Below are 26240 nucleotides of genomic sequence, written 5' to 3'. Positions count from 1 at the left end.
ATCGAGCCCTGGTGAGCCGATGACCGACGACGTTCCCGACGGGTGGCCGACGCCGGCCGCCGGCCAGATTCGCGTCATGCTGCTCGGGACCTACCACATGGACAACCCCGACATGGACGCGACGACGTTCGACGCCGACGACGTCCTCACGGAGCGACGACAGCGCGAACTCCGGGACCTCGTCGCTCGACTCGCCGACTGGTCGCCGGAACTGGTCGCGCTCGAACGGCCCTACGAGAAGCGCGAGGCGGTCAACGACCTCTACGAACAGTACCGCTCGGGCGAGCGCCGCTACGACCGCGAGGAGGCCGCCGAGTCGCCCGACCCGAAGCGCGAGGCGGTGGGCGTCGAGTGTCGGAACGAGGTCGTGCAGGTCGGGTACCGCCTCGCGGACCGACTCGACCACGAGCGGGTCGCCGCCGTCGACTACACGGCGAGGCTGGAGGGCGAGGCGTGGGTGCCGCCCGACGAGCGCGACCCCGTCCCGCCGAAGAAGGGCGACTACGACCTCCCGGACTTCCAGGCGGTGGCCGACGAGGGCGCCGAGTTGCTCCGCGAGTCGACCGTCGCCGAGTACCTGGCCGAGGGGAACCGGGAACCCGAACTCAGACTGAACCACGACGGGATGTTCGAGTGGCTCATCCGAGGGGAGGGCGAGTCGTTCGACGGTCCCTCCCTGCTCGCCGGGTGGTACGAGCGCAACATCCGGACCGTCCACAACACGTGGCGGGCCGTCGACCCCGACACCGAGCGAGTCCTCCTGCTCGTCGGGTCGGGCCACATCCGCGTGTTGCGCCACCTGTTCGACGAAGCGCCGATGTTCTGTCCGGTGAGCCCGTTGCCGTACCTTCCCGACTCCTGAGCGTGGACGAGTGGCCTGCAATCTCGGGGTACCGTCACCCGTCTCAGGTCCCCCGGTCGGCGCGGGCGACGACCTCCGCGATGAACTCCTCGCTGGCGCTCGCGCCGGACTGCACGTTCCAGAGCGTGGCGTAGAGGCCGTCCTCGTCGAGCAGGCGCTCGTGGGTGCCGCGCTCGACGACCCGACCGTCGTCGACGACGAGCAACTGGTCCGCCTCCTTCACCGTCGAGAGGCGGTGGGCGATGACGAGCGTCGTCCGGTCGGCGGTGAGACGCGCCAGCCCGCGCTGGATGAGCAGTTCGGTCTCGGTGTCGACGGCGCTCGTGGCCTCGTCGAGGACGAGGATGGCGGGGTCCTGCAGCATCGCTCGCGCGATGGCGAGGCGCTGGCGCTGCCCGCCGGAGAGCTTCACGCCGCGTTCGCCGACGCGCGTGTCGTAGCCGTCGGGGAGGTTCTCGACGAACGCGTGTGCCTCGGCGAGTCTGGCGGCGGCCTCGACCGCCTCGTCGGTGGCGTCGAACGAGCCGTACCTGACGTTCTCGGCGACGGTGCCGTCGAAGAGGAACACGTCCTGGCTCACGTAGCCGACGTTCGAGCGGAGCGTCTCCAGGGAGAGGTCGCGCACGTCGACGCCGTCGACGCGGACGCTCCCCGAGTCGACGTCGTAGAGGCGCAACAGGAGCTTCGCGGCCGTCGACTTGCCAGCCCCGGTGGGACCGACGAACGCGACCGTCTCACCGGCCTCGACCGTGAACGAGAGGTTCCGGACGACGGGCCGGTCCGGGAGGTACGAGAACGTCACGTCGTCGTACTCGACGTGTCCCTCGACGTGGTCGCGGACGACGCTGTCCTCGCGGTCCTGCACGACCACCGGACGGGAGACGAGGCCGACGATGCGCTCGCCGCTGGCGCGGGCGTCCTCGTAGCTGGTGACGATGCGTCCCACGCCCGAGAGCGGGTCGACGAACCGCTGGGTCATGAACAGGAACGTGACGAACTCGCCGACGCGGAGGTCACCGGTGAACGGGCCGGGCGCGCCGCCGACGAGCCACAGGCCGCCGAGGAGGAACGTCGCGGCGAACGCCAGTCCGGCGAGGAGGTCCATCGTCGGCTGATAGAGGTACTCCAGTTTGGCGACGGCCCACGTCCGGAGGTAGTACTGCCACGACGTCTCGCGGATGCGGTCGGTCTCGTGGCGTTCGGTGTGGGCGGTCTTGATGACCTCCATCCCGTCGAGGTTGTTCTCCAGTCGCGTGTTCAGTTCGCCGACCGAGGCGCGCAGGGCGCGGTAGCGCGGCCGGATGGTCCGCATGAACCAGAGCGTGAAGACGGCGAGCGCGGGCACCGCGACGAGCGTGACGAGCGCGAGTTGCCAGTTCAGGTAGAACAGCAAGCCAGCGATGCCGACGACGGTGGCGACGAGTTGCAGCGCGCTCGACACCGTCGAGCCGAGGAACATCCGGAGGTTGCGGACGTCGTCGTTGAGGATGGCGAGGACCTGTCCGGTCTGCTTGTCGTCGAAGAACGCCATGTCGAGGCGCTGCATCGCGTCGTAGGTGTCGACGCGGATGTAGTGCTGGACGCGGTTCGAGAACAGCGACAGCGCCGCGCCGTTCGTCCACGTCAGCAGGACGGAGCCGACCAGCGCGGCGACGACGATACCGACAGAGTAGAGCACCTCCTCGCTCTGCGTGGCCGGCAGCAGGTCGGCGGGCACGAACGGAATCTCGTAGGGGACGTCGTCGTTGAACGTCGCGTCGATGGCGACGCCCAGGACGAGGGGCGGCGCGAGACTCACCAGTCGGCCGAGGACGCTCGTGACGACGCCGACGACGAACAGCGGCCAGTCAGCCCGCGCGTAGCGGCCGAACAGGTCGCGCAGCGGGTCGCCCTCGACGTCGAACGTCAGCGGGTCGTCCGGCCCGCCCCACCAGTGCGGACTCACTCACCCTCCTGCGCGCCCGGACCGACGGCTCTGGGGGTCGTTCTCATTCACCTCGGGTAAGCGTCGCACGGAGATAACGAGAGCGGTGGCGTCGGACTCGGCGCTGGCGTCGGATTCGGTGTGTGGACAGTTGGTGCCGTCGTCGAGCGGGTGGTAACACCGACCGAATGCGGTAACGTCCACGTCACCGATTCCGGGAGCGTTCGCCGTCTGGACAACCGTTATCCCGGATAACTACGTGGGTGAGGTATGGCAACCGCCACAGAGACTGACGCTCCCGAGAACCTCGACGAGGTGGCCGCGGAAGACGGTGGAACGGACGACGACGACGTCGCGCCCGACCCCGTCCCGAACAACAGCCTGTTCTTCCGACTGGCACGCCTGTTGTTCGGCGCGGTGCTCGTCTACACCGGCCTCACCCACTTCCGACAGCTGGAGGGCTACGTCCAGTACGCCGACGCGAAGGGCATCCCCGAGGCGGAGACGATGGTGCCGCTCTCCGGTGGCCTGCTCGTGTCCAGCGGCCTCGGCATCGCGTTCTGGAAGCTCCCGAAGCTCGCAGCGGGCGCAGCCGCGACGTTCCTGGTCGTCGCCACGCCGACCATGCACGACTTCTGGAACGCCGACGAGGAGAGCAAGCAGACCGAGACGAACGCGTTCCTGAAGAACGTCGCCATGCTCGGCGGTGCACTCGCCTTCCTCGTCCGCGCGGGCGAGCGCTGAGCGGGGCGAACGACCGGTCGAGTCGGAACCTGTCGGCCCGTCCGGTCGTCGGACCGGACGGATGAATTCAGGTAATTTTTGCGAACCTCATTATTATCAGATTTACGAAAGGTCTTTCGCGGCGTGCGGTGACCTCCGGGTATGTCCCACGACTCGCACGTCGAGACGCTCGCGGTCGGTCACGGCGAGGAGCCGTCGCCCGAGGAGGGCCGCGGCGACGTGGTCTCGCCCATCCACCTCGCGTCGACGTTCGCGCTGCCAGCACTCGACACCGGTCTGTCGCTCGAAGACGTGAACCCCGACGACGGCGAGTTCCTCTACTCCCGACTCTCGAACCCCACGCGCCACGCCGTCGAACAGCGCCTCGCCGCCCTCGAAGGCGGACGGCACGGCTTCGCGTTCTCCTCGGGGACGGCGGCCATCAACACGGCCCTGCTCGCCACCGTCGAACCGGGCGACCACGTGGTCGCGTTCGACGACCTCTACGCCGGCACCCGCCGGATGCTCGAAGAACTGTTCGTCGGGCGTCTGAACGTCGAGGTGTCGTTCGTCGACGCGACCGACACCGAGGCCGTCGCAGACGCGATGCGCGAGGACACCCGTCTGGTCTGGATGGAGACGCCGACGAACCCGCTGCTGAAGCTGTGCGACATAGGCGCTATCGCCTCCGTCGCTCACGACCACGGCGCGCTGCTCGGCGTCGACAACACGTTCATGAGTCCGCTCTGTCAGCGCCCCCTCGCGCTCGGTGCGGACCTCGTCGCTCACTCCACGACGAAGTACCTCAACGGCCACTCCGACAGCGTCGGTGGCGCGCTCGTCACCGACTGCGACGAACTGGCCGAGTCGCTCGGCTTCCTCCAGCAGATCGCTCTCGGTAACATGCTCGCGCCGTTCGACAGCTACCTCCTCCTGCGCGGGACGAAGACGCTCCCCGTGCGGATGCGCCAGCACGAGGCCAACGCGCAGGCCATCGCGGAGTACCTGGACGACCACGACGGCGTGAATCGGGTCCTCTACCCCGGCCTCGACTCCCACCCGCAACACGACCTCGCGTGCGAGCAGATGAGCGGGTTCGGCGGCGTCCTCTCGTTCGAACTCGACGGCGACCTGGACGACGTGGTGACGTTCCTCGGCGCACTGGAGGAGTTCAGGCTGGCGGTGAGCCTCGGCGGCGTCGAGAGCCTCATCGAGTGCCCGGCCGCGATGACCCACGAACCCATCCCGAAGGAGGAGCGTGAGGCGGTCGGCATCACGGACACGCTGATTCGTGTCTCCGTCGGCATCGAACACGTCGACGACCTGCTCGCGGACCTCGACCTCGGCTTCGCCGCCGTCGAACGGGCCCACCAGTCGCCGTCGGCGTAGTCTCTCTCGGCGACTTCTGCGGTTCGTTTCTCCACCGTTCCGTCCGACCGGGTGGTTATTTCGCCCGGTACGCTGTGGGTCTGCTATGCCCGATGTGGACCTCGACAGCATCGACCGAGCCATCATCCACGCGCTCCAGGCCGACGCCCGCCACACCTCGTCGTCGGCCATCGCCGAGGACGTCGGTGTCTCCGCGAGCACCGTCCGGAACCGTATCGGCCGTCTCGAAGAGACCGGTATCATCCGGGGCTACCACGCCGACGTGGACTACGAACTAGCCGGCTACCAACTGCACACGCTCATCGTCTGTACCGCTCCGATCCCCCAGCGTGAGGAACTCGCGCGGACCGCCCTCGACATCGAGGGCGTCGTCTCGGTTCGGGAGGTGATGACCGGGGCCGAGAACGTCCACATCGGCGTCGTCGGGACCGATGGCGACGACCTGAGTCGTATCGGTCGCGAACTGAACGACGTCGGGTTCGAGATCGTCGACGAGGACCTCATCCGCAACGACTTTGCGAACCCGTACCACGGCTTCGAGAGGACAGATTAGCAATTATCGGTCCACATTTTGCGGAATCACGAGGAGAATAGAGAAATTCTTATACTTCCGTGTCGGACGAGCGGGTAGCCAACGATGACGACATCGACACCACCCTCGACACGCCGGGCGTCGGTTCCGGCCGGTAGTCCGGAGCGCGCTCGAACCATCCACGTCGTCGGTGGCGGGCGGGTCGGCCGTGCGCTGGCCGACCGACTCCGCTCCGACGGGAACTGGGCGTCGCTCGTCGACGACACGCCCGACGTCGTCACCGAGTCGATGGCGGCCGGCATACCGGTCGTCGAAGGCGACCCGATGGACTCCGACGTGCTGGAACGGGCCGGCCTCGCAGACGCCGACGCGGTCGTCGCCGCGACGACGAGCGACGGGTCGAACCTGCTCATCGCACAGCTCGCCCGCGCACGGTTCGGCGTCGAGACGGTCGTCGTTCGGGTGAACGACCCCGACCACGTCGAGACGTTCCGGCCGCTCGACTACGAGACGGTCTGTACGACGAGCAACGTCGAGGACGGAATCGCGAGTCGCCTTCGATGACGGGCAAGACGCTCGAACGCGACCTCGGACTGGGTGCGGTCCTCGCGATCAGCATCGGCGCGATGGTCGGCAGCGGCATCTTCATCCTGCCGGCGCTGGCGCTGAGCATCGCCGGTCCCGCGGTGGTCGTCGCCTACCTGCTGGCGGGCCTGCTCGTCGTCCCGGCGGCGCTCTCGAAGTCGGAGATGGCGACGGCGATGCCCGAAGCCGGCGGGACCTACATCTTCATCGAGCGTGGGATGGGGCCGTTACTCGGCACCGTCGCCGGCCTCGGGACGTGGTTCTCCCTGTCGTTCAAGAGCGCGCTGGCGCTCGTCGGCGGGGTGCCGTATCTCGTCATCCTGTTCGACCTGCCCGTCCAACCGGTCGCGCTCGGACTGGCGGCGTTCCTCGTCGTCGTCAACCTGCTGGGGGCGAAACAGACCGGACGACTCCAGGTCGTCATCGTGGTCGCCATGCTCGCCGCCCTGTCGTGGTTCGTCGTCGGCAGTGCCGGGTCCGTCGAACAGGCGAACTTCGAACCGTTCCTCACCGGTGGCATCGGCGGGTTGCTGGCGGCGACGGGCCTCGTCTTCGTCTCCTACGCGGGCGTGACGAAGGTCGCCAGCGTCGCCGAGGAGGTAGAGGACCCTGGACGGAACATCCCGCTCGGCATCCTCGGGTCGCTCGTGTTCACGACGCTGCTGTACGTCGGTATCGTCGCGGTCATCGTCGGCGTCACCGAACCCGGGACCGTCGCCGGGTCGAACACGCCCGTCGCCGCCGCCGCCGAGGTCACGCTCGGCACGGTCGGTCTGTGGGCCGTCGTCGGTGCCGCGATGCTCGCACTCGTCTCGACGGCGAACGCCGGCATCCTCTCGTCGTCGCGCTACCCGTTCGCGATGAGCCGCGACCGTCTCGCCCCACCCTCGCTGGGGAAGATACACGACCGGTTCGGGACGCCGACGCAGGCCATCACGCTCACCGGCGTGGTCATGCTCGCGCTCATCGCGTTCGTCCCCGTCCTCGACATCGCGAAACTCGCCAGTGCGTTCCAGATACTCGTCTTCGCCCTCGTCAACGCCGCCGTCGTCGCCTTCCGCGAGGGGAGCGCCGACTACGACCCCAGCTTCGAGTCGCCGCTCTACCCCTGGATTCAGGTGTTCGGCGTCCTGAGCGGACTGGCGCTGCTCACGCAGATGGGGACGGTCCCGCTCGTCGGCGCACTGGTCATGGTGCTCGTCGGCGTCGCGTGGTACTACGGCTACGCTCGCCGCCGCGTCCACCGCGAGGGGGCGGCGACCGACATCGTCCGGCGGAAGGTGGGCCGTGACGCGCTCGCGGTGACTGCCGACGCCGTCGCGGACGACGACACTCCCGAGGTGCTCGTCGCGCTCACCCGCGAGGCGGCCCCCGACCGTGAGGCGGCGCTCGTCCGGCTGGCCGCCGACCTCGTCCGTGACCGCGACGGCCGCGTCGAGGTGGTCCGCTTCGAGGAGGTCCCCGACCAGACACCGCTCGACGAGACGGCGACGGCACAGTCGCCGGCCGACGTCGCCTTCGAGGAGCGCCTCGCCGCGCTGGCGAGCGACCTCGACGTCCCCGTCGAGACGGGCGAAGTCGTCAGCCACGACACGAAACACGCCGTCGTCAACCACGCTGCCGACCGCGGCGTCGACACCATCGTCGCCGAACACGAGCGCCTCCGCCTGCGCTCGCGGGTCGTCGGCGACCCCATCGACTGGGTGGTCCGCCACGCGCCCTGCGACGTGGTACTCGTCGAGAACCGCGGGTACGACGCGCCACGGACCGTCGTCCTCGAGAGCGACGACGGCCCGTTCGACCCGGGGACGGTGGCCGTCGCCGACAGACTCGCCAGCGCCACCGGCGGACAGGTCGCCTTCCGGTTCGGCGCGTCGGCCGACCCGCCCGAACGTGCCGAACGGACGCTGGCCGACTATCAGCGGGACCTGGCGGAGCTCTGTTCCGCGCCCGTTGCGGCCGCCTCCTACCGGACCGACGGCGGTCTCCCACCGACCCCGGACCTCGTCGTTCGTCGTGGGGCCGACCACCGCCTCCGGGGGGCGCTGTTCGACCGCGACCCGAACACGCCGCCCGCGTGTACCGAACTGACGGTCTACCCCCACGAGTCTCGCCGACCGAGGCTGGTCCGTCGCCTGCTCGAACGCGTCGTGTTCTGACACGCCACACGCCCGTTCGAGGGGCTTCGAAGGCCTCAAGTAGGCCACGGAAGTACCGACGGTAACTCGCTGGACGGACGGGCACCAGCGGGCACCTGCTACGGCAGGCCGGAATGTGGCCCGCGTGGCTCCGACGGAGCCACGTTCGCGGCTGAACCGCCAACGCCCGTCGGTGAAACACAATGGCACGAAGCTTCTACTCTCACATCAAGGAGGCCTGGGAGACCCCGAAGGAGGGGAAACTCGCAGAGCTGCAGTGGCAGCGACAGCAGGAGTGGCGTCGACAGGGCGCGATCGAGCGCATCGAGCGCCCGACCCGCCTCGACCGCGCCCGCGAACTGGGCTACAAGGCGAAGCAGGGCGTCGTCGTCGCCCGCATCTCCGTCCGCAAGGGCGGTGCGCGCAAACAGCGCTTCAAGGCGGGTCGTCGCTCGAAGCGCCAGGGCGTCAACAAGATCACTCGCCGGAAGAACCTCCAGCGCATCGCCGAGGAGCGTTCCCAGCGCCGGTACCGCAACCTGCGCGTCCTCAACAGCTACTGGGTCGGTGAGGACGGGTCGCAGAAGTGGTTCGAGGTGATCCTCCTCGACCCGAACCACCCCGCCATCCAGAACGACGACGACCTCAACTGGATCTGCGACGAGTCCCAGAAGGGCCGCGCGTTCCGCGGCAAGACGAGCGCCGGGCAGAAGGGCCGTGGCCTCCGCAACCGTGGCACGGGCGCGGAGCGGGTCCGTCCGTCCGTCGGTTCGAACGACAACCGCGGCAAGTAACGGACTCGCCGCGCGTCGCAGCGATTTCCGACTCTCACGTTCTTCGCATCGACCAGCGGCGGTGATCGACGTACCTCACCCCTCCAGCCGCGCTGCTGCCCGTTCGACCTCCTCGCGGGTGTTGCAGTTCGTGAACGTCTCGACGGAGCCGTGGGCGCGAATCTCGTCCTCCGAGACGACGACCCAGTCCAGCTGCTCCAGCGCCGCGAGCGCCGCGCGCTCGTCGTCGGCCAGCGCCCGGTCGCAGGCGTCGGCTGTCGACGAAGCGCGGTAGACGGCGTGGGTCGGCTGGTGCCAGCCGTCGTCGAGTCGCGGGACGGCGGCGTCGTGGCCCGCCGCGCGGTCGGCGAGCAGGTCGACGACCCGGCCGTCGACGAACGGCATGTCGCAGGCGCAGACGAACGCGTACTCGCTATCCACGGCCTGCAGACCGGTCGCGATACCGGCCAGCGGCCCGCGGTCGGGGTCCGGGTCGACGGCGTAGCCGACCGGGTGCGGGTAGTCCGCGAGCGCCCGCTCGATGGCCGCACGCTGCTCCCGTCGGCAGTTGACGACGAGCGTCTCGACGGAGTCGACGAGACGGTCGGCGACCCGTCGAACCATCGGTACCCCGGCGAGGTCGGCGAGGGCCTTGTCGCCCTCGCCGAACCGCGTCGAACGGCCGCCCGCGAGCACCACGCCTCCTGGCATCGTCTCTCGTTGGCCGGGAGCAGGGAAAACCGCTGTGTGCGACCGTCGGTCGCCAAGCGGGGCGTCGGTCACCGGGTCGGGCGTCGACGACGCGTCGCGACTCGACGGGGTCAGTCCACGTCGGCAGGGCCTTCGATTCGCACGACGCCGTTGCTCTTGACGGTGACGTCACACCCCGCGTAGGTGACCACCACCTCCCCGCTGACGAGGTGGGTCCCGGAGAACAGCCGGTCGACCGTCTCGACGCGCTCTGACTCCTCCGCCGTCGGGAAGGTCAGGCCGTCGTTCGAACAGAGGTCCACCACCCCTTCGGCTATCGACCGCTCCAGTGGGTCGTCGCCGTCCCAGTCGTGGACGACGACGACCGTCGACTCCCAGTCGCACGTTCCGTTTTCGTCTGGCATGTAGTAGTGACTCGTGGTGCCGCGAGGACGCCGGGTGCGGCCGACCGCCGGGAGCGTCGGCGTCGCCACTCGTGGGAACGCTTATGCCGCCCGAGAGAGAACTGGGCGTGTACCACCACGGACCCCTTTCTCTGCGCTGTCGTCTTACTAGCGTTAGCTACGACGACTCCCAGCCCTATGAGTATTGTCGCTTCGTTTTGATATATAGATGAGAATGTTTGCAGAACAGTCGGGTGCCGTCTGCCGATTTGTTGTTTTCGTAATACTTCCCTCCGAATCGTAGTACCGGTGTGATGCGAATCGTAGACGCACCGTGTGGGTCGATCCGAGCACGGGGTCGTCGTCGAATCGAGCGGTTCCTCCCTGGCGAGGAGAACGTCACACTCGTCGTCGCGGGGGTTGATACGTATCGGACGACCAAGGTGTTTACATGAGTGACGCGGATGGGGACGACCGCGTTCCGGTGACGGTGGTGACGGGTGTCCTCGGCGCGGGGAAGACGACGCTCGTCAACCGGCTGCTCCGGGACCCCGGCGACCGGGACGTCGCCGTCGTGGTCAACGACATGGGTGAACTGAACGTGGACGCCGAACTCGTCGAGCGCTCGGCGGACGGCGTCGTGGACCTCTCGAACGGCTGTATCTGCTGTCGGCTGGGCGACGACCTGCTGGAGTCGCTCGACCGACTCGCCCGGACCCGGACGTTCGACGTCGTCGTCGTGGAGGCCTCGGGCATCTCCGAGCCGATTCCCATCGCCCGGACGCTGGTCGAGGGGGGCGGTGCGGAGGGGGATAGCCGCTCCACCGCGGACCGGTTCCGACTGGACACGATGGTCAGCGTGGTCGACGCCTACGGCTTCTGGAAGGAGTTCGACGCGGGCGAGTCGCTCCCCGCGGGCCACGACCCAGAGCGACCGCTCGCGGACGTGCTGGTCGACGGCATCGAGTTCTGCGACGTGCTCCTCCTGAACAAGTGCGACTTGGTGCCGGACGACGTGCTCGACGGGATGGAGGCCGTCGTCGACCGACTCCAGCCGCGAGCGACCCGCTACCGGACCGTCGAGTGCGACGTGCCAGCCGACGCCGTCCTCGACACCGGCCGGTTCGACTTCGCCGCGGCGAGTCGGGAGCAGGGCTGGAAGCGCGAACTGAGCGGTGCGGGGACGGACCGCGACGGTCACGACCACGGGGCGGGGCGAGGCGAGAGCAGCCACGACCACGGTGGCCACGGCGACCGTCCGGCGGCCGCTGTCCACGGCGTCGAGTCGACCGTCTACCGCCGCGAGCGACCGTTCGACCCGGACCGGTTCGACGCGTGGCTCGACGACTGGGACGGCAGCGTCGTCCGCGCGAAGGGCTTCTGCTGGCTGACGAGTCGCTCCGAGCGGGTCGTCGGCCTGAGTCAGGCGGGACCGTCGATTCGCGTCGGTCCCATCGGCGAGTGGGGGGACGACGACCCGGCGACGCGACTGGTGTTCATCGGGCAGGACCTCGACCCGGACCGACTCGCCGAGGAACTCGACGCCTGCCTCGCCAGCGACGAGGAGCGTGCGGACCCGCCCGACGCGGCCGACGACCCGTTCCCGCGGGAGTCGGTGCTGGACTGACTGCCTGGTGGGCCGTCAGGCGTCGTCACGTCTCGCTCCGTATCGGTCCGTGTCGGTTCGTATCGACTCGCCGAGGAGCGCCTTCCGGCGACGGCTACGGCCCGACCTGCTCGCGCAGTTCGTCGTACGACTCGTGGAAGCCGTAGGTCGCCTCGCTCGTGCCCCCGACGGCGGTCTGGTACACCTCGTCGTACTGGAGGAGCGCCGACCAGCCCTCACCCATCGTGCAGTAGAGACACATGGAGCGCCCTTCTCCGTCGCGGTGGATAACGGTTCGGTGGGGTCACCGAGAAGTTCTCACGCGGGCGCTGCACCCGTGGCTGGCGACCGTCGGCCGACCGCGGGGTACGTGTGTAGCCCCCAGGGCAACGAGGGTAGCCCGCACGTCGAAGCACGACTCGGCCGAAGTCGTCGTATGATAACCGGCCGCTGTGACCACTGTGACTGGCAGGCGTTGACGGCGTCGCATCCGGAGATGGTCCGACTCTACCAGGACCACCTCCGCGAACACCACCCGGACAGGTGGTTCCGGGTCTGAGCACGCCCGGCGCGCTCCTCCGCCCTCCGCTCGCGGTTCCAGTGCTCCGCTACGGTTCGAGGAGCACCTTCGTCACGCCCTCCTCGCGGTTGTCGAACCGCTCGTACATCTCGGGGGCCTCCTCCAGTCCCACGCGGTGTGAGACGACGAAGCTCGGGTCCGCCCGTCCCTCGATGATGAGGTCGCGGAGTTCGCGGTTGTACTGCTTGACGTTGCACTGGCCCGTCCCGAGGCGCTGGCCCTTCTCGAACAGCTTCCCGAAGTCGATGCCGAGACGGCCCTGCGCGGCCATCTCGTCGGGCGCACCGGGGTCCGAGGGGACGTAGAGACCCGGAATCCCCAGCTGTCCCGTCGGTCTGACGGTCTGGACGAGCTGGTTCAGTACGACCGCCGGGTTCTCGCGGGCCGGGTCGTAAGCGTCCGAACCGGGGTCGGTCTCGGGGTCGATGGCCTGGTAGCCGACCGCGTCGACGCCCCGGTCGACCTCGCCGCCGTGGGCGTCCGTGATCTGCTCGACCGGGTCGCCCTCCTCGAAGTTGATCGGTTTCGCGTCACAGTGCTGTTCCGCGAGTTCGAGTCGGCTCGGGACTCGGTCGACGACGTAGATTTCCGCCGCGCCCTTGATCTTCGCGCTGTAGGCGGCCATCAGCCCGACCGGCCCGGCCCCGAAGATGGCGATGGACTCGCCCGGTTCCAGCCCGGCGAGCTCCGTCCCGTGCCACCCGGTCGGGAAGATGTCCGCGAGCAGCGCGAACGAGTCCTCGTGTTCGTCCCCCTCGGGGAGCTTCAGCGCGTTGAAGTCCGCGTACGGGATGCGGAGTTTCTCGGCCTGCCCGCCCTGATACGGCCCCATGGCGACGTAGCCGTACGCGCCGCCCGCGAACCCGGGGTTGACGTTCGTACAGAACCCGGTGTAGCCGTCCTCGCAGTTCTCGCAGAACCCGCAGGCGACGTTGAACGGCGCGACGACGCGGTCCCCCTCGGCGAGTGTATCGACGCCGTCACCGACCGCTCGGACGATACCCATGTTCTCGTGGCCGAAGACGATGCCGGGGTCGGCGCCGGTTCGTCCCTCGTACATGTGCAGGTCCGACCCGCAGATGCACGACGTCGTGATGTCGATGACGACGTCGTTCGGGTGCTGCAGCTCCGGTTCGTCGACCTCCTCGACGGCCACTTCGTTCGGTCCTTTGTAGACGACTGCTTCCATTGACATGTGTTGCCACCATCGTCGCAGTCAGTGTCAACTATATTACTACTTTTGCAGGCGATGGCGACGGTCCGGCGCGGGTGACTGGTCGCGGCGGGACAGCCTCCCGAACCGACGACACCCTGTCGAATCGAGAACTGCACGCGAGCCGCCGTCACCGGCTCCGGAGCCACGTTCGTCCGGCCGTCGAGATGCCAATCCAGGGCACCGTCCGGCGACGGGTACGTTGATTCGGACGAAGTATACACTCCGTCGTGAGTCTGCCCGTCTGGCGCGTCACGCGTTCGCGGCTCGCCCGTCTGCTGTACGACCGTCTCGTCGCGCTCTTCGCGGGGCAGCGGTCGGAGGGTGAGTCTCTCCGACCGAGTCGCTGCTCACGGCCCCGTTCAGTCGCCGTTCGCTCACTGGCGCTCGACCGCTCCGAATCTCGGTCTCACTCCCTTCGGTCGCTCCTCGCTGGTCGCTTCGCTCCCCGCTCGGTATCGTGGCCTCGCGTTGCTCGGCCACGCCTCACTCCGAACCGCGTGGGTCCAACACGTCCCGCATCGCATCGCCGAGCAACCCGAACGACAGCACCGTCAGGGCGAGGAAGACGGCCGGGATGGTCGCTATCCACCACGCCTCGGTGAAGTCGGTCCACCGGAGGATGGCCCCGATGGACCCGCCAGCGATGAGGTCGCCGAAGGACGGGAGCGTCGACTTCCCGAGACGGAGGAACGACAGCGCCGCCTCCGCGAGGACGATGGCGGGGACCTGGAGCGTCGTCGCCGTCACCACCGTCCCGGAGACGTTCGGCAGGATGTGGCGACGAACGACCTGGAAGTGACTCGCACCGGCCGACCGCGCGGCCATGGCGTACATCTCCTCGCGGCGCTGGAGCACCTCGGAGCGTACCATGCGGGCGACGCCACCCCACGAGAACAGGCCGAAGACGACGACGATGAGGAACAGCGAGCGGCCGTAGACGAAGATGGCGACGATGTAGACGAGGAAGGCGGGAATCGCCTGCTGGACGTCGACGTAGCGCATCAGCACGTCGTCGACCCAGCCGCCGAGGTAGCCCGCGGCGGTGCCGACGGCGGTGGCGACGGGCACGATGATGGCCGCCGCGATGACACCGACCTGGAGCGTGATGCGCATCGCCATGATGACCATCAGGAGCACGTCCTTGCCCTCGTAGGTCGTCCCGAGCGGGTGGGCCATCGTGCCGACGCACCGCGAGAGGAAGACGGGGCCGACGCAGACGTTCGGCGTCCGGGCGTCGATGGTGAACAGGACGGGCGGCTGGAAGGCGATGGCCTTGTCTATGGTCGGACTGCCGAGGAGTATCGGTCCGAACAGGCCGAGGACGAAGAAGACGGCGAGGTAGGCGGCGGCCGCACTCCCGAGGCGGTCGGCGCGCAGGCGTCGCCAGTAGCGCCGCGCCCGGTCGGGGTTGCGCCACAGCGGGACGACGGTGTTGACCGCGAACAGACCCAGCGCGACCACGAACAGCCAGTCGACCGTCGAGATGGGCCAGGTGAGTTCGACCAGTCCACCGTTCGGCGGGACGAGGTCGTCGCCGTCCAGCAGGTGCGTCTCGTAGACGTAGCCGAGCACGCCGAGGACCAGCACCGCGAGCGTGGCCGTCCCCTGCAGGCCGAGTCGCCGGCGCGACCCCTCCGCGTCCCACTCGATTGCCTCGAACCGGTCGTCCCTGTCCCCCGCCATGCCTCTCTGTCACGCGTCTGCTCGTCATCCGGGTAAGTCCTGTCCGGTGACTCAAACCCCGTTTTCAGTGACACGCCGTGTATTTGTCACCTCCCGATGCGCTCGTACCATGCGCGGAGGTGTCGTCACGTGGCGCGCTGGCTGACCGCGGTTCGTCGGCTCGTGTTCGCGGCCTGCGTCGTGTGGCTCGTCGTCTCGATGACGTGGGCGAGCATCGCGCTCACGCCCGACCCGAACGAGGCGATGGCCGAGCGTGCCATCAACACCAACGACCAGCTCAGCCAGGAGGAGAAGGCGGCGAGACTCGCCGCACTGAAGGGGGACGACGACCCGGCTCTCGACCGCTACCTCGACTGGGCTGGCGACTTCGCGACGTTCGACTGGGGTATGTCGACGTCCGTGACCCACCCCGGACCGGACGGTGAGCCACAGCCGACGCGCGTGACGACGGCGCTCGCCCAGGGACTTCCGAACACGTTGCGATACGTGGTGCCGGCCATCCTGCTGGCGGTGGTGCTCGGGACGGCTATCGGGACGTACGCGGCGTTCGAGCCCGATTCGCGGTTCGCTCGGGGCGCGTCGATGGCGGCGTACTTCGGCGGCGGGTTCCCGAACTTCTACCTCGCCATCCTCGTCCCCGTCGTCCTGGCGATACCGCTGGACCTCCTCGGGTCGGGACTGCCACGCACGCTCGGGCCGGTTCGCGTCCACGGGACGCTGCTTCCCATCTTCGTCCTCACGCTGGCGCTCCTCGGCAGCCAGATTCGCTACGCCCGGACCGAGACGCTAGAGTACGCTCGCGCGGACTTCGTCCGCCTCGTCCGAGCGAAGGGCGCGGGACGGCTCCGCCTCGCACGACACGTCCTCCGCAACGCCGCGCTCCCGCTCGTCGCGCTATTCTTCACCGAGGTGCTCGCGGTGCTGGTCGTCGACGTGTTCGTCCTGGAGTATATCTTCCCAGTCCGCGGAATCGGCTCGATGGCGTACACGGCCATCTTCGCCCGCGACCTGCCGCTCGTCGTCGGTATCACGACGGTCGTCGTCGCCGCGGGCGTCGTCGGGACGCTGGTACAGGACCTCTCGTACGGCTACCTCGACCCCCGCGTCGGCGACGAGGCCTGACGTCACCGCCGTTTTCGGTCCGCCTGCTGTCCGCACTGGAACGCGCTGCGGATCGACTGAACGCGATTTCAGTAACTCCCGTTACAGAAATGTAGTTCAGATTATGATTATTGCCGGATGGGTCCTCGGTCCAACCGTGAACGGAACCATGCTCGGAACCACCACGACCACCACGCGCCGCCCCCGATTCGACCGTCTCGCGTTCGCCGCCGTGGCGTTCGTCGCACTGCTCGCGCTCGCCGTCGTCGTCGGGAACGCCCTGGCGGCAGGTACGGTGAGCGTCCTCCTCGGCGCGTTCGCACTCGCCGTGGGTGTGGCCGTCGTGACGGCGCTCCCGTTCGTCCTCGTCCGCGCGATGAGCGAGGTGGCGTTCCGGTAGGCGGGGCGAGACGGTCGCCGCGAGCGACTCACGCGAGCTTTTTTGCACTCTCCCGGAGCGAACGACGGTATGACCGACGCGACGCCACAGACGAACGCCAAGGTGGTCTGCACGCTCGGCCCGGCCTCCGACGACCGGGAGACCATCCGCGCGCTGGTCGACGCGGGGATGCGCGTCGCCCGACTGAACGCCAGCCACGGGTCGCGGGAGGACCGCCGCGAACTCGCCGGACGGGTCCGGGCTGTCGCCGAGAACCTCGGCACGCCCGTCGCGACGATGGTGGACCTTCAGGGGCCGGAGGTCCGCACCGCGCCGCTCGACGACCCCATCACGCTGGCCGAGGGGAGCGACGTTCGGTTCGTCGCGGGCGACGACGCGACCCCCGAGGAGGTCGGCCTCTCGCACGCCATCGACAACGCGGACCCGGGCGACCGGATACTCCTCGACGACGGTCGCATCGCCGCGACCGTCCTGCGCGTCGACGGCGAGGCCGTCGTCGCCCGTATCGACTCGGGCGGTGACCTCGGAGGCCGGAAGGGCGTCAACCTCCCCGGCGTCGACCTCTCGCTGCCGGTCCCCACCGAGGACGACCGCGAGGAGATTCGCCTCGCCGTCGAGGAGGACGCCGACCTCGTCGCGGCGAGTTTCGTCCGCGACGCCGAGGACGTCCTGTCGGTGGCGGGCGTCGTCGAGGAGTTCGACGGCGACGTGCCGGTCGTCGCCAAACTCGAACGCGCCGGTGCCATCGAACACCTCGACGCCATCGTCGAGGCGGCGGACGGCGTCATGGTGGCACGGGGCGACCTCGGCGTGGAGTACCCGCTGGAGGACGTCCCGCTCATCCAGAAACGCGCCATCCGGCGCTCCCAGCGGGCGGGCGTCCCGGTCATCGTCGCCACGGAGATGCTCGACTCGATGGCCCACGCCCGGCGACCGACGCGGGCGGAGGCGTCGGACGTCGCCAACGCCATCCTCGACGGCACGGACGCGGTGATGCTGTCGGCGGAGACGGCCGTCGGCGACCACCCGGTGCGCGTCGTCGAGACGATGCGGACCATCGTCGCCGAGGTGGAGGGGAGTGAGGAGTACGCCGAACAGCGCGACCGCCACGTCCCCGGTGCGGAACCGACCAGCACGGACTCGCTGGCGCGGGCCGCCCGCTACCTCGCCCGCGACGTCGGTGCGAGCGCCGTCGTCGTCGCCAGCGAGTCGGGCTACACCGCGCGCAAGGTGGCGAAGTACCGCCCCGAGGCCCCGGTCGTCGCGACGACGCCGAACGACGGCGTCAGGCGACGACTGGCGCTCTCGTGGGGCATCCGCCCGGCGGCCGTCGAGCACGTCAGCGACGCGCCCTCGCTCATCGAGCGGTCGGTCGAGGCGGCCCTCGACGCGGGCGTCGCAACGTCGGGCGACACCGTCGTCGTCCTCTCCGGGATGATGAGCGACCTCGGGACGGACACGACGAACACGCTGAAGATACACGTCGCCGCCGAGACGCTGGCAGCCGGGACCAGCACGGTCTCCGGGCGGGTGACGGGGCCGGTGTTCCACACGACGGGCGACCTCGCGGACGCGCCGGAGGGAGCGGTGCTGGTCCTCCCGCGGACGTTCGACGAGGAGTTCGACGGCGACCTCTCGCGGGTCGGCGGCATCGTCGCCGCCGAGCGAGGGCTGACGGGCTACGCGGCCATCGTCGCCCGCGAACTCGACGTCCCGATGGTGTCCGGCGCGGAACTCGACGCCGAGGCGGTGCCCGACGGGACGCGCGTCACCGTGGACGCCGAACGCGGCGTCGTCTACGAGGGCGACGTGCTGTCGGGAGCGAGCGAGCGCAGCGAGGACGGCGCGTCCTGACGCGTACCGTCGCGACGACCGACCGTCGGGCGTTCGGTGGGCCGTTCGAGCGACGGGGGCGCTCAGTCGTCGGCCGGCAGCGACGTGTCGGCCTGCGCGGCCCAGAGGTCGGCGTAGTCGCCGTTCGCGTCGAGCAGGGCCTCGTGGTCGCCGCGCTCGACCACCTCGCCGTCGTCCATCACGACGATGCGGTCGGCGTCGCGGACGGTCGAGAGGCGGTGGGCGATGACGAACGCCGTCCGGTCCTCGACGAGGCGCTCCAGCGAGCGCTGGATGCGCTCTTCGGTCTCGGTGTCGACGTCCGAGGTCGCCTCGTCGAGCACGATGACCGCCGGGTCGTTCAGCAGCGCGCGGGCGATGGCGAGGCGCTGGCGCTGGCCGCCCGAGAGCTTCACGCCGCGTTCGCCGACCTGCGTGTCGTAGCCGTCGGGCAGATTGCTGACGAACGCGTGGGCCTCGGCGGCGTCGGCGGCCTCGACGACCCGGTCGCGTGCCTCGCGGGGCGTCTCGCCGCTCGCGGTCTCCGCACGCAGCGTCTCGCGGTCGCCGTAGGCGACGTTCTCCGCGACAGTCCCCGAGAACAGGTACGGGTCCTGCTCGACGACGGCGACCGACCCCCGGAGCGCGTCGAGGTCGTACTCCCGGACGTCACGGCCGTCGAGGCCGACGCTCCCCTCGTCGGTGTCGTGGAGTCGCGGGATGAGCTTCAGCAGCGTCGACTTCCCCGCGCCCGTCGGCCCCACCAGACCGACGGTCGTTCCTGCGGGCACGTCGAGGCTCACGTCGCGGACGACCGGTGGCTGGTCGTCCTCGTAGCCGAACGTGACGTCGTCGAAGCGGACGTCGCCCGCGACGGCCGACGGGACGTACGGGTCGGCCGGGTTCGTCACCGTCGGCTCCTGGTCGAACAGGCCGAAGACGCGCTCGGCGCTGGACTTCGCGAGCTGGTACTTGTTGACCGACTTCCCGACGCGGCGCATCGGCGAGTACAGTCGCCGGAGGAAGAGGAAGAACAGCGCGAACGCCCCTGTGGAGAGCGCGCCGGGCGTCCCGAGGATGATGTCGCGGCCGCCGACGAACAGCACGACGACGAAGACGACGCCCGTCAGCAGGCGGAGCGTGGCGAAGAACGCCCGCCGGACGCGCAGGGCACCGACCTTCTCGTCGTGGTACGCCTGGCTCTGCTCGGCGACCCGGCCGCGCTCGAAGGCGTAGCGGTCGAACGTCTTGATGACCGCCGCGCCGCCGAGGTTGTTCTCCAGTCGCGTGTGGAGGCGCGCGACCGTCTCTCGGATGGACTTGTAGCGCGGCTCGATGCGCTTGAGGAACAGCGCGCTGGCGACGCCGATGACCGGCACCGGCGCGAGCGCGATGGCCGCCAGCTTCGGCGAGTGGATGTAGAGGACGACGGCGATGCCCCCGACGGTGGCGACGACGCGGACGAACTGGCGGAACTCCGTGTTGAGGAACTGTTCGAGGCGGTTGATGTCCGACCCGAGGATGGACATCATCCCGCCGGTCTGGTGGTCGGCGAAGAAGTCCATCGAGAGGTGCTGGAGGCGGTCGTACGTGTCGTCGCGCAGGTCGCGCTGTATCTTCTGGGCGGTCGCCTGCAGCACGTACCGCGAGACGAACCGGAACACCGACCGGACGACGTACGCCAGCGCCGCGATGGCGACGAGGCGTTCCAGCAGGCCCAGTCGTGCGGCCCGTCCCGTTATCTCCGCGGACGTGACGACGCCGTATCGCGCGAGCATCCCCGGTTCGCCCGGTCCGAGGACGACCCGGTCGATGGCGACGGCGACGACGATGGGCGGGACGAGACGGGCGAACCGCGTCAGGAACGACGCGAGCACGCCGACCGACAGCAGCGCCCAGTACGGGCGGGCGTACGACAGCAGGCGGGCCATCGGGTGGCCGTCGACGCTCTCGCGGACGTGTTCGAACCCCCCGTGTTCGTCGGACACGCCTTCGAATCGGGGGCGCGCGTCGGAAAACCCCCGGGAATCAGGCGTACAGTGCCTCGATGCGCTCCCCGAAGTGCTCGCCGATGGTCCCGCGACGCTTCTTCAGCGTCGGCGTCAGCTCCTCCTGCTCGACGCTGAACGCCCGCTCGACGACCGCGATGCGCTTGACGCGCTCGTACTCCGCGAGCCCCTCGTTGACGGCGTCGACCTCCGACTGGAGCAGGTCGCGGACCGCCTCGTGGTCGAGCAGGTCGGTCGGGACCGACACGACGGTGCCCAGCTCGTCGCGGACGAGGTCGTCGGCGTCGAACGCGATGCCCTCCGCCTCGGCGAACGCCACCAGCGCGTCGAAGTCGGGCTGGACGAGCGCCGAGACGTACTTCCGACCCTCGCCGACGACCATCGCCTCCGCGACGTACGGGCTGCGCCGGAGCGCCGTCTCGATGGGGCCGGGGTAGACGTTCTTGCCCGTGTCGAGCACCTGCAGGCGCTTCTTCCGGTCGACGATGCGGAGGCAGTCGCCGACCCACTCGCCGACGTCGCCGGTGTGGTACCAGCCGTCGTCGTCGAGGGCCGCCGCGGTGGCGTCGGGGTCGTTCCAGTAGCCCCGGAACACCTGGGGGCCGCGGACCAGCACCTCGCCGTCGTCGGCGAGCGCGATTTCGACGCCCGGGAGGGGTCTGCCGACGGTCCCGGCGCGGCGTTCACCCGGTCGGCTGAGCGTCACGCCGGCGGTGGTCTCGGTCGCGCCGTAGCCCTCGAGGACGGGGACGCCGATACCCCAGAAGAAGTGGAGCAGGTCGGGGTCGATGCTCGCCGCGCCGGTGATGGCGTACCGGACCTCGGTCAGCCCCAGCTGTTCGCGCAACTGGCCGTAGACGAGTCGCTCTGCGAGCGCGTGGCGGGCGCGGAGCCCGGCGGCGGGGACGCCGCCGTCGTCGATGGCGCGGCCGTACTCGTGGGCCACGGCGACCGCCCAGCGGGCGATGCGTCCGCGCGGCCCCGCCGCCTCGCGGAGCTGGCGCTGGACGCCGTCGTACATTCGGCGGTAGACGCGGGGGACGGTGACGAATCCGTTCGGCTCGATCGCGCCGAGGTCCTCGACGAGCGTCGGAATCGTGATGAACACAGCGGCGACGCCGCGGTCCCAGTCCGCGTAGTTCGAGACGCGCTGGTAGATGTGGCTCAGCGGGAGGAAGCAGGTCCCCGTGTCTCCGGGGACCGCCGGGAGTATCCCCCCGATGGCGGCCATCTCCGCGAGGACGTTCCGGTGGGTGAGCTCACACCCCTTCGGGAACCCGGTCGTCCCCGAGGTGTAGATGATGCTCGTCACGTCGTCGTCCGTCGCGTCGAACCCCGGCAGGTCGGTGGCTGCGGTGTCCTCCTCGCGCGGGAGGTCGGTGATGTCGACCACCCACTCGACGGCCCCCGCCACGTCGAGTGGGAGTTCCTCCTCCGTGACGAGGGTTCGGACCCCCGCGTCTTCGATCACGTACCGCGCCTGCTCCGGACTGAACGACGGGTAGACGGGGACGAGGACGAGGCCCGCGAGGACGCTGGCGAGGTCGACGAGCGACCACTCGTAGCGCGTCTCGGCGCGAATGCCGAGGCGGTCGCCCGGCTCCATCGTCTCCAGGAATCCGCCGGCGACCGCGACGGCCTCGGCGTAGAGCGCTTCGTACGTCGTCTCGACGAACGCCGCCCCCTCCTTCTCCCGGTGTACCGTCGCCGGGAGGTCGCCGTAGGACCGGACCCGGTCGCTGAACCAGCGTGCCAGCGGTCCGTCGGGGACGTCCAGTGGCTCGCCGCGGTGTATCTCTCCGACAGTTCGCCCGCTCTGCGTGTGCTCGATGGCCATGATATCCGGACGCTATTGGTCTCACGAGGACATATAGGCTCGTTCACAGTTGCGAGAGGATTTCACGCACAGTAGCGGGAGAAAGAAGCAAGTGGTCGTCCGTCGGCGTAGTTCGTATGCGAGAACTCGCGGTCGTGGTCGGTACCCGACCGGAAATCATCAAGATGGCCCCGGTCATCCGGGCCGCGCAGGGTCGGTTCGACCTCCACCTGATACACACGGGCCAGCACTACGACGAGGAGATGAGCGGCGCGTTCTTCGAGTCCCTCGACCTGCCGACGCCCGACGACAACCTCGAGATCGGCTCGGGGTCCCAGGCCGAACAGACCGCCTCCGGACTGGTCGGCGTCGAGTCGATGCTCGTCGAGCGCGACCCCGCGGCCGTCCTCGCGCTGGGCGACACGAACGCCGTCGTGTCGACGGCGCTCGCCGCGTCGAAACTCCCGACGAAGTTCGGCCACGTCGAGGCCGGACTGCGGAGCTTCGACCGCACGATGCCCGAGGAGGTCAACCGGGTCGTCGCGGACCACGTCGCGGACTTCTCGTTCGCGCCGACCGACCAGGCCGTCCAGCACCTCGACGACGAGGGCATCTCCGCGGGCGTCTACGAGACGGGAAACACCATCGTCGACGCCTGCCGCGACCACGCGCCGATGGCCGAGGAGCGCTCGACGGTCCTCACCGACCTCGATATCGCGGGTCGGGACTACGTCGCGGCCACCATCCACCGCGCGAGCAACACCGACGACCCCGACCGCCTCCGCGCTATCATGGACGCTCTGGACACCGCGAGCGCACCCGTCGTCCTCCCGGCCCACCCGCGAACCACGAGCGTCCTCGACGATATCGGGTACGAGCCGTCGGGGTCGCTGCGCCTCGTCGACCCGCTCGACTACCTCGACTTCCTCAAACTGCTCGACAACGCCCGCGTCGCCGTCACCGACTCGGGCGGCATCCAGGAGGAGGCGTCCATCCTGGAGGTGCCCTGTCTGACCGTCCGGCCGAACACCGAGCGCCCCGAGACGGTCTCCGCTGGCGTCAACCAGCTCGTCGAACCCGAGGACCTCGGCGACCGACTGGAGACGCTCCTGACCGACGACGCCGAGCGCGCGGCGATGACCGGCCACCCGAACCTCTACGGCGACGGGACGGCGGGCGAGCACATCGTGGACGTCCTCGACGCGCAGGTGTGACCCGACGTGCAGGTGTGACCCCGACGCGACCCGGGGACGGGGCCTGCGTGAACGTCTCGAAGGACACTTGACGGGGCCTGCTGAAGGAAGGCCAATGCGAATCCTCTATCTCACCGAGGAGACCATCAGCTTCTCCGGCGCGATGGTGAGAGGGGGAGCTATCCACGTCCGCAACGTCGTCGCCGCCCTCCGGGAGCGTGGCCACGACGTGACGCTCGTCGACTGGAACCCGGCCCCCGAATACCCGTTCCAGCACTCGGTCGTCCCCCGCGTCGGACCGGTGGAGGGACCGCTCCGAACGCTCGTCCGGGCCGTGACGGTCGGCCGTCGTCGCGCTCCGGACGTCGTCGTCTCGAAGACCCGAAAGACGTACCTCCCCGGTCTCCTCGCCGCCCGAGCCCTCGGCGTGCCTCACGCGGTCCACGTCGGGTCGACACTCGGCTCCGTCGACGGGTCGCTCCGCGACCGACTCGACGCCGGGTCGGTCGAGGCCCGCCTCCGCGCCCCGCACGACGGCTACCTCGTCGTCTGCGAGTACATCGCCCGACAGCTCCGTCGGCGGGGTATCGCCGCCGACCGTATCCACGACGTCCGGAACGCCGTCGACGTCGAGCGGTTCTCGTCGACCGGTCCCTCGCTCCCCGAGGAGTACGCCGACCGAGTCCCCGACGGGGGGTTTCGGATCGGGTTCGTCGGCGGCCTCCACCGGTACAAGGGCGTGTTCGACCTGCTGGAGGCGACCGAGCGCTGTGCGGCGGACGTCCGTGCCGTCGTCGCGGGCGACGGTCCCGCCCGCGAACGACTCGAACGACGCGGCGGCGACGCGCTCACGCTCCTCGGGGCCGTCCCCTACGAGCACGTCCCGGCGCTCTACCGCGCCGTCGACGCCTTCGTCCTCCCGTCGCACACCGAGGGACTGCCTCGGGTCGTGCTGGAGGCACAGGCGACGGAGACGCCCGTGGTCGCGACACGGGTCGGCGGCGTCCCCGAGATAGTCGACGACGGCGAGACGGGGCTGCTCTGTTCGCCACGCTCGCCCGCCGAGCTCGCGGCGGCTATCGACCGTCTCGCCACGGACGACGAGGAGCGACGGCGGCTCGGATCTGCGGGTCGGCAGGCCGTCGAGGCGGGGTTCACGTGGTCGGAGCTGTACGACCGGTACGAACGCTCGCTGTCGCGTCTCGTGAACGATGAGTGAAGGGTCGTCCAGTAACCAGGAACGGAACCAGGCGATTCGAGACGTCGTCAAGGGAGCGAGCGTCGTCTACGCCGGTCTCCTCGCGGAGGTGGTCATCGCGTTCATAGCGCAGGTCATCGCCGCGAGGTACCTCACCACTGGCGGGTTCGGTGGTCTAACCGTCGGGACGTCGATGGTCAACATCTGCGGTCTCGTCGCCAGTCTCGGTATGGCGAGCGGTCTGACGAGGTACCTGCCACGGACCGACCCGCCGGCGAAGCGCGCCCTCGTCAGGACGGCGTTCGTCTCCTCGTTGCCCGTCGCGGTCGTCATGGGTGTCGGCATTGCACTGAACGCCGAGTTCATCGCCAGCGGCATCTTCGGAGATCCTGAGGTCACGCCCAGTATCTTCGTGTTTGGGCTCACCATCCCATTCGCCACGGCCCTGAACGTCGCTATCGGCGGCATCCGCGGTCAGAAGGTGTCGAAATACCGTGTCTACGTCGAGAACTTCATCCGGCCCATCGTCCGCCTCAGTCTCGTCTTCGCGGTCGTCACGGTGGGGCTCGGACAGTTGGGGTTCGCCACCGCGTACGCCGTCCCTTATGCCGTGGGGGCGCTCGTCGCCGTGTTTTACCTGTTCAGGGTACTTCCAGGCATCCTTGAAGAATCTACGCTCCAGAGCGGTTCGACCCGGGAGATGACGCGGTACTCGCTGCCGTTCATCGTCTCGGGGGCGGCCGGGTTCATGTACCGAAGCATCGATGTTTTCATCGTCCTCTACTTCTTGGACAGTCAGGCGGTCGGCACCTACGGCGTGGCGTACGCCGCCGCCCGCCTTATCGTCATGTTCTCGACAGCGTTCAACTTCCTTGGTGCACCCGTCGCCAGCGAACTCGAAGCCGGGGAGAACGTCCGCGACATGCTGTCCGTCCACCGCTCGGTCCTCCGGCTGCTCGTCATCGCGACGATTCCGACGCTGATTCCGTTCGTCCTCTTCCCCGAAGCGTTCATCAGTGCCGTCTACGGGTCGAAGTACGCGAGCGGGAGCCTCACACTGGCGGTTCTCGCGCTCGGCTTCGCGGTCCACAACGTGCTTGACGCCCACACTAGCCTCCTACAGGGGCTCGGCCGCTCGCGCGAGATTGCCTTCAACAACATCCTCGCCGCGAGCCTGAACGTCGGGTTGAACGTGTGGCTCATCCCCGAAATCGGAATTCTCGGAGCTGCCCTGGCGACGATCGCGTCATACTTCCTTGTCGACCTGCTGATGGTCGTCGAGGTGAGGTACTATGTCGGTGTCTTCCCGTTCGGACTCACCGTCGCAAAACCCGGTATTATCGCCGTTCCGTTGCTTGTGAGCGCCTTCTTACTCCGCGACTTCGTCCCCGGCAGAATCCTCTGGATAGTCGGGTTCACGGCGGTCTTCGGACTCGTCTACATCGTTACAGTTCTCGTGGTACTCGGCATCCGTCCCGAGGAGGTCATGCTTATCCGCTCGCTCGAGGAGCGCTATGGTATCCCGCTGGGGCCGCTGGACGCGGTTGTCAGACGCTTCTCCTGAGAACGCCGACCGGTGCACCTA

Annotated in this window: 23 protein-coding genes; 15 read left to right on the top strand and 8 right to left on the bottom strand. The window is 69.0% G+C overall.

Translation table 11 applies throughout. The annotated features are described in order from the left end of the window. The first annotated feature begins 19 nt into the window (after positions 1 to 19). On the top strand, positions 20 to 862 hold the full coding sequence (locus MX571_RS02805; protein WP_247414076.1) for a DUF5694 domain-containing protein: 843 nt from the start codon (positions 20 to 22) through the stop codon (positions 860 to 862). 43 nt (positions 863 to 905) lie between these two features. On the opposite strand, the gene MX571_RS02800 is transcribed toward MX571_RS02805, so the two are convergent. Beyond that, complete coding sequence (locus MX571_RS02800; RefSeq protein ID WP_379751932.1) at positions 906 to 2771, bottom strand: ABC transporter ATP-binding protein; 1866 nt, start codon at positions 2769 to 2771, stop codon at positions 906 to 908. A 285-nt stretch (positions 2772 to 3056) separates the two neighbouring features. On the opposite strand from MX571_RS02800, the gene MX571_RS02795 reads away from it, so the two are divergent. The 6 genes from MX571_RS02795 (at position 3057) to MX571_RS02770 (ending at position 8947) form a co-directional block, all read left to right on the top strand. Beyond that, a complete protein-coding gene (locus MX571_RS02795) occupies positions 3057 to 3530 on the top strand; it encodes a DoxX family protein (protein WP_247414074.1) in 474 nt (157 codons plus the stop codon). A gap of 141 nt (positions 3531 to 3671) precedes the next feature. Next, positions 3672 to 4898 (top strand): trans-sulfuration enzyme family protein, encoded by a 1227-nt coding sequence (locus MX571_RS02790; protein ID WP_247414073.1) that lies wholly within the window; start codon positions 3672 to 3674, stop codon positions 4896 to 4898. Between the two features lie 85 nt (positions 4899 to 4983). Beyond that, positions 4984 to 5451, top strand: a complete 468-nt coding sequence (locus tag MX571_RS02785; protein ID WP_247414072.1) for an Lrp/AsnC family transcriptional regulator — start codon at positions 4984 to 4986, stop codon at positions 5449 to 5451. A gap of 84 nt (positions 5452 to 5535) precedes the next feature. Further along, complete coding sequence (locus MX571_RS02780; protein ID WP_247414071.1) at positions 5536 to 5994, top strand: NAD(P)-binding protein; 459 nt, start codon at positions 5536 to 5538, stop codon at positions 5992 to 5994. Next, positions 5991 to 8174, top strand: a complete 2184-nt coding sequence (locus tag MX571_RS02775; RefSeq protein WP_247414070.1) for an amino acid permease — start codon at positions 5991 to 5993, stop codon at positions 8172 to 8174. Before MX571_RS02780 ends, MX571_RS02775 begins: the two co-directional genes overlap by 4 nt. 182 nt (positions 8175 to 8356) lie before the next feature. Then, entirely contained in the window at positions 8357 to 8947 is a 591-nt protein-coding gene (locus MX571_RS02770) for a 50S ribosomal protein L15e (RefSeq protein ID WP_247414069.1), read from the top strand. A gap of 75 nt (positions 8948 to 9022) precedes the next feature. Here MX571_RS02770 and mobA read toward each other — a convergent pair whose 3' ends face one another. Together mobA and MX571_RS02760 are read right to left on the bottom strand one after the other, a co-directional pair. Next, positions 9023 to 9637 carry a molybdenum cofactor guanylyltransferase gene (gene mobA / locus MX571_RS02765; protein WP_247414068.1) on the bottom strand — a complete coding sequence of 205 codons (615 nt, stop codon included), beginning with the start codon at positions 9635 to 9637 and terminating at the stop codon, positions 9023 to 9025. A gap of 110 nt (positions 9638 to 9747) precedes the next feature. Continuing rightward, complete coding sequence (locus tag MX571_RS02760) at positions 9748 to 10041, bottom strand: hypothetical protein (protein WP_247414067.1); 294 nt, start codon at positions 10039 to 10041, stop codon at positions 9748 to 9750. Between the two features lie 430 nt (positions 10042 to 10471). On the opposite strand from MX571_RS02760, the gene MX571_RS02755 reads away from it, so the two are divergent. Further along, on the top strand, positions 10472 to 11647 hold the full coding sequence (locus tag MX571_RS02755) for a CobW family GTP-binding protein (RefSeq protein ID WP_247414066.1): 1176 nt from the start codon (positions 10472 to 10474) through the stop codon (positions 11645 to 11647). Positions 11648 to 11741: 94 nt separating this feature from the next. On the opposite strand, the gene MX571_RS02750 is transcribed toward MX571_RS02755, so the two are convergent. Beyond that, a complete protein-coding gene (locus tag MX571_RS02750) occupies positions 11742 to 11888 on the bottom strand; it encodes a hypothetical protein (protein ID WP_247414065.1) in 147 nt (48 codons plus the stop codon). 174 nt (positions 11889 to 12062) lie between these two features. On the opposite strand from MX571_RS02750, the gene MX571_RS22295 reads away from it, so the two are divergent. Continuing rightward, positions 12063 to 12185: a hypothetical protein gene (locus tag MX571_RS22295; RefSeq protein WP_282594452.1), complete on the top strand. Its 123-nt coding sequence runs from the start codon at positions 12063 to 12065 to the stop codon at positions 12183 to 12185. Positions 12186 to 12234: 49 nt separating this feature from the next. Here MX571_RS22295 and MX571_RS02745 read toward each other — a convergent pair whose 3' ends face one another. Together MX571_RS02745 and MX571_RS02740 are read right to left on the bottom strand one after the other, a co-directional pair. Further along, positions 12235 to 13395 carry a glutathione-independent formaldehyde dehydrogenase gene (locus tag MX571_RS02745; protein ID WP_247418414.1) on the bottom strand — a complete coding sequence of 387 codons (1161 nt, stop codon included), beginning with the start codon at positions 13393 to 13395 and terminating at the stop codon, positions 12235 to 12237. Positions 13396 to 13905: 510 nt separating this feature from the next. Beyond that, entirely contained in the window at positions 13906 to 15105 is a 1200-nt protein-coding gene (locus MX571_RS02740) for an ABC transporter permease (protein WP_247414064.1), read from the bottom strand. A gap of 129 nt (positions 15106 to 15234) precedes the next feature. Between MX571_RS02740 and MX571_RS02735 the strand changes: the two genes are divergently transcribed. The 3 genes from MX571_RS02735 (at position 15235) to pyk (ending at position 18460) form a co-directional block, all read left to right on the top strand. Next, entirely contained in the window at positions 15235 to 16227 is a 993-nt protein-coding gene (locus MX571_RS02735) for an ABC transporter permease (protein WP_247414063.1), read from the top strand. Positions 16228 to 16363: 136 nt separating this feature from the next. Then, a complete protein-coding gene (locus MX571_RS02730; RefSeq protein ID WP_247414062.1) occupies positions 16364 to 16606 on the top strand; it encodes a hypothetical protein in 243 nt (80 codons plus the stop codon). Between the two features lie 69 nt (positions 16607 to 16675). Continuing rightward, on the top strand, positions 16676 to 18460 hold the full coding sequence (pyk, locus tag MX571_RS02725) for a pyruvate kinase (RefSeq protein ID WP_247414061.1): 1785 nt from the start codon (positions 16676 to 16678) through the stop codon (positions 18458 to 18460). 62 nt (positions 18461 to 18522) lie between these two features. Here the strand turns inward: pyk and MX571_RS02720 are convergent, their stop codons facing one another. Beyond that, the gene (locus MX571_RS02720) at positions 18523 to 20427 is read right to left on the bottom strand and encodes an ABC transporter ATP-binding protein (protein WP_247414060.1); all 1905 of its coding nucleotides are present in this window, start codon (positions 20425 to 20427) and stop codon (positions 18523 to 18525) included. Between the two features lie 40 nt (positions 20428 to 20467). Beyond that, positions 20468 to 22285, bottom strand: coding sequence for an AMP-dependent synthetase/ligase (locus MX571_RS02715; RefSeq protein WP_247414059.1), 1818 nt, complete (start codon positions 22283 to 22285; stop codon positions 20468 to 20470). Between the two features lie 116 nt (positions 22286 to 22401). Between MX571_RS02715 and wecB the strand changes: the two genes are divergently transcribed. The 3 genes from wecB to MX571_RS02700 all read left to right on the top strand — a co-directional run bounded on the left by wecB (position 22402) and on the right by MX571_RS02700 (position 26219). Next, positions 22402 to 23478, top strand: coding sequence for a non-hydrolyzing UDP-N-acetylglucosamine 2-epimerase (gene wecB, locus MX571_RS02710; protein ID WP_247414058.1), 1077 nt, complete (start codon positions 22402 to 22404; stop codon positions 23476 to 23478). A gap of 94 nt (positions 23479 to 23572) precedes the next feature. Beyond that, the gene (locus MX571_RS02705; protein ID WP_247414057.1) at positions 23573 to 24676 is read left to right on the top strand and encodes a glycosyltransferase family 4 protein; all 1104 of its coding nucleotides are present in this window, start codon (positions 23573 to 23575) and stop codon (positions 24674 to 24676) included. Continuing rightward, positions 24669 to 26219 carry a flippase gene (locus MX571_RS02700; RefSeq protein ID WP_282594451.1) on the top strand — a complete coding sequence of 517 codons (1551 nt, stop codon included), beginning with the start codon at positions 24669 to 24671 and terminating at the stop codon, positions 26217 to 26219. The genes MX571_RS02705 and MX571_RS02700 overlap by 8 nt, the downstream gene beginning before the upstream one ends. The last annotated feature ends 21 nt before the right edge of the window (positions 26220 to 26240 follow it).

The organism is Halomarina salina (assembly GCF_023074835.1).
In the GTDB taxonomy this organism is placed as follows: Archaea; Halobacteriota; Halobacteria; order Halobacteriales; family Haloarculaceae; genus Halomarina; species Halomarina salina.
The sequence above is the reverse complement of the archived record's forward strand: the minus strand, read 5'-3'. Positions and strand labels throughout refer to the sequence as shown.